The 3,607-nt window shown below is 60.2% G+C and carries 3 protein-coding genes and 2 pseudogenes; 2 read left to right on the plus strand and 3 right to left on the minus strand.

Annotation, left to right across the window (positions count from 1 at the left end; genetic code table 11):
- Both ACXRVY_RS20265 and pmrG read right to left on the minus strand, forming a co-directional pair.
- Positions 1–93: pseudogene (locus ACXRVY_RS20265) on the minus strand (phosphatase PAP2 family protein); the annotation flags it as partial.
- 34 nt (positions 94–127) lie between these two features.
- Positions 128–799 (minus strand): lipopolysaccharide core heptose(II)-phosphate phosphatase PmrG, encoded by a 672-nt coding sequence (pmrG, locus tag ACXRVY_RS20270; protein ID WP_223463572.1) that lies wholly within the window; start codon positions 797–799, stop codon positions 128–130.
- 394 nt (positions 800–1,193) lie between these two features.
- Here pmrG and ACXRVY_RS20275 point away from each other — a divergent pair.
- Both ACXRVY_RS20275 and ACXRVY_RS20280 read left to right on the plus strand, forming a co-directional pair.
- Positions 1,194–2,120 (plus strand): annotated as a pseudogene (locus tag ACXRVY_RS20275) (methyl-accepting chemotaxis protein); the annotation flags it as partial.
- Positions 2,115–2,978 carry a methyl-accepting chemotaxis protein gene (locus tag ACXRVY_RS20280; RefSeq protein ID WP_458238082.1) on the plus strand — a complete coding sequence of 288 codons (864 nt, stop codon included), beginning with the start codon at positions 2,115–2,117 and terminating at the stop codon, positions 2,976–2,978. The pseudogene ACXRVY_RS20275 and the gene ACXRVY_RS20280, both read left to right, overlap by 6 nt.
- Positions 2,979–3,136: 158 nt before the next feature.
- Here the strand turns inward: ACXRVY_RS20280 and ACXRVY_RS20285 are convergent, their stop codons facing one another.
- Positions 3,137–3,505, minus strand: coding sequence for a glyoxalase superfamily protein (locus ACXRVY_RS20285; RefSeq protein WP_223463574.1), 369 nt, complete (start codon positions 3,503–3,505; stop codon positions 3,137–3,139).
- Positions 3,506–3,607: the final 102 nt, after the last annotated feature.

The following is a 3,607-nucleotide window of genomic DNA, read 5'->3' on the forward strand; positions in this document are numbered from 1 at the left end:
GGTCATGTCGAACATCAGAAACACCACGACCGCGCAGGCCAGCGGAATACCGAAATTCACCCAGTAAAAGCGGTAGCGAGAAGCGGTCAGCATTGTGAATCCTGATTCAGAAAGATGAAGGAAAAGCTCAACGAGTGGTCACCGAGCTCCAGTCGGAAGCTTCGATGAAGCCAAGCATGCGCGGAGTCTGCGGGGTTTCGGCGGAAATAAACAGAGAGGCGCCGTAACCCAGCGTCGATGCCGGCAAATTGAGGTCATTTTCCAGTTGCTCCATGCACTCGCTGTGAGTGACAAGAATCAGGTTGCGCCCGGCCACTTTGTGCGCCAGGGAGTCGCGCAGCATGGTGCCCTTGCAAATGATTAGCCAGTCTTCCCCCGTGCCAACCTTGTTGAACATGAAGTTGGCAGTCTGTGCCGTGCGCAGGATCGGGCTGTTGTAGATATCGGCCTTGTCCAGGCCAAGGTGTTTGAACTGTGCCCCGAGGCTCTCGGCAACGCTGCGAGAGCGCTCGGTAATGCCATCGTTGCCGACCAGGCAAGGTGCCGAGGAGTGATCGCAGCGCTCGACGTGACGCACCAGCACGATCATGTCGCCCTTGGCCCATCCCGTCATCAAAGCCTGTGCACCGGCTAAATTGCCGTGGGCCAGGTCCGGTGCGGTGGCCGGACGCAACAAAAATACGGTCAGCGGGATGACCAGCAGCGCCGAGGCCAGCACCACCGCCGCGTTGCGATAGCGGGTGAAGCGGTTCAGATCGATCGAGCGTTTTATCCCGAAAAAACTCAGTCTCAATTCCACATCAAGCCGCCTCGCCGGCACGCAACACCTCATTAGATCCCGAAAGACTAAAGAAACGTGCGTTGCCGGTGGGTGAAAGACATGTGAAAAAAAGCTTAAAGCATTGCAAATACCTTGTTACAGAATCCGCCGAACAAAAACCTTTCAGCTCCCGGGATTGCTGCCGATACATCCTGCTTACACAGCTTGGCGGCCCCCAAAAAAAACAATCTTCCAGCCAACCGACGATAGAGAAGTACCAAGTTCCTGGAGGAATGTGATGAATAGCTGGTTCGGCAACATCAGCGTGAACCTGAAACTGGGCCTGGGGTTTGGCCTGGTCCTGGCACTGACCTGCGTCCTCGCCCTGACCGGCTGGACCAGCCTGGGCGGGTTGATCGACCGCAGTAACTGGATGAGCGACATCACCCAGCTCAACGCCGGCCTGACCAAGTTACGCGTCGTTCGCCTGCAATACATGCTGACCAATGGCGACGAAACCGCCGCGCAGAGTGTGCAGACCACCCTCGACGCCTTCTCGGCCCAGCAGCAAGCCCTGCAGGAGAAGTTCAAGAGCCCGGAAAACCTCAAACTGCTCAGAGAACAGGGCGCCGTCATCGACACCTACAAGACGTCCCTGGGCAAGATGCGCAACGCCTATCGCGCCGGCAACAGCGCCCGTGATGCCATGAGCACCAGCGCCGAAACCGCCAACACGCTGATCAATGACATCAACACCCGCGTGCAGCAAATGCCGCTGAGCGACCAGCGCTTCGAACAGTTCCAGGCCATCACTGCGGCCAAGGAAGCGTTCCTGCTGGCTCGCTACGAAGTGCGCGGCTACACCGCCAGTACCAATGCCGAGACCGAGCAAAAAGCCGTCGGCCAACTGGACGCCGCCATTGCCAGCCTGAAACCGCTGAATGCGCATTTCGCCGATTCCCAACAAGACGCCCTGCGTCAGCTGGAAGCTGCGCTGGGCAACTACCGAAGCGCCTTGCAGGCCTACAAGGCCGCCAGCAAAGACGCGGTGCAGGCGCGCAAGGAAATGACCGACCAGGGTGCCGCCATCGTGGCCCAGAGCGATCAGCTGTATCAGATCCAGCTCGACCGCCGGGACGCCGAAAGCGCCCAGGCACGTACCCTGCAACTGATCAGCACATTGCTGGCGTTGCTGGTGGGCATCATTGCCGCCGTGGTCATCACTCGCCAGATTACCCGTCCACTGCGCGAAACCCTGGCGGTGGTCGATCGCATCGCCAGCGGTGACCTGTCCCAGAACGTTCTGGTTACCCGCCGCGACGAACTCGGCGTGTTGCAGCAAGGCATTGCGCGCATGGGCGTGACCCTGCGCGACCTGATCAGCGGCATCCGCGACGGCGTGACCCAGATCGCCAGCGCCGCCGAAGAGCTGTCAGCCGTGACAGAGCAGACCAGTGCCGGGGTTAACAGCCAGAAGGTCGAGACCGATCAGGTCGCGACCGCCATGCACGAGATGACCGCCACCGTGCAGGAAGTCGCGCGCAACGCCGAAGAAGCCTCGCAAGCCGCGGCGGCGGCGGATGGCGAAGCCCGTGAAGGTGACAGAGTGGTCAACGAAGCCATCGCCCAGATCGAGCGTCTGGCCAGCGAAGTGGTACGTTCCACCGAGGCCATGAGCGTGCTGYAACGGGAAAGTGACAAGATCGGCAGCGTCATGGACGTGATCAAGGCCGTGGCGGAGCAGACCAACCTGCTGGCGCTCAACGCCGCCATCGAAGCGGCCCGCGCCGGTGAAGCCGGTCGTGGTTTTGCCGTGGTGGCCGACGAGGTCCGCGGTCTGGCCCAGCGCACGCAGAAATCCACCGAGGAAATCGAAGGCCTGGTGGCCGGCCTGCAGAACGGCACGCAACAAGTGTCGGCGGTGATGAACAACAGCCGCACCCTCACCGACAGCAGCGTGGCCCTGACCCGCAAGGCCGGCGAGTCGCTGGAGAACATCACCCGCACGGTGTCCAGCATACAGTCGATGAACCAGCAGATCGCAGCCGCTGCCGAACAGCAAAGCGCCGTGGCCGAAGAGATCAGCCGCAGCATCATCAACGTGCGCGACGTGTCCGAACAGACTGCTGCTGCGAGTGATGAAACGGCTGCGTCGAGTGTTGAACTGGCGCGGCTGGGGAATCAGTTGCAGATGATGGTCAGTCACTTCCGCGTCTGACGTTCAGTCAGCGCTAAATGATAGATCCAATCGCGAGCAGGCTCGCTCCCACAATGAATCTGTGTCGTCCACAAAGACTGTACACAGCATCCAGACCCTGTGGGAGCAGGCTGCTGGCACATCATGCCGGGGTAGCCCTGAGCGACTGGCGAACGGTTTTAAACACAAATCGCATTGGTAAACACCAACCGATTGCCAAACGGATCGCTGATGATCATGTCCTGGCTACCCCAGGGCATGGCCTGGATCTGTGGAGGTGCAAACGCATACGCCTTGGCCAGCAATTGCTGCTGGAAGGCTTCCAGTTCGTCGGTCTCGATGCGCAAGGCCGAGCCGGGCGTGCTGTCGCCGTTGTGTTCGGACAGGTGCAGCACACACTCACCCCGCGAGACTTGCAGGTACAACGGGAAGCTGGCTTCTAAACGGTGCTGCCAATCGATCTTGAAACCGAGGAAGTCGACGTAGAACCCCACTGCCTCGGCTTCGTTGAAAATGCGCAGGACCGGAGTGGTTTTGCCGAAGCTCATCGGGTTGCTCCCTGTAGGAGCGAGCCGGCTCCGGGCGGCGCTCCGACGATGGTCGTTAACGATAACGCGTTTTGACTGGCTAAACGCGGCGCCTTCGACTCC

The organism is Pseudomonas sp. P5_A2_2, assembly GCF_054177685.1.

Bases quoted from the DNA above. Each gene is read 5' to 3' on its own strand.
- ACXRVY_RS20285 (WP_223463574.1), bottom strand. From the start codon at position 3,505: ATGAGCTTCGGCAAAACCACTCCGGTCCTGCGCATTTTCAACGAAGCC.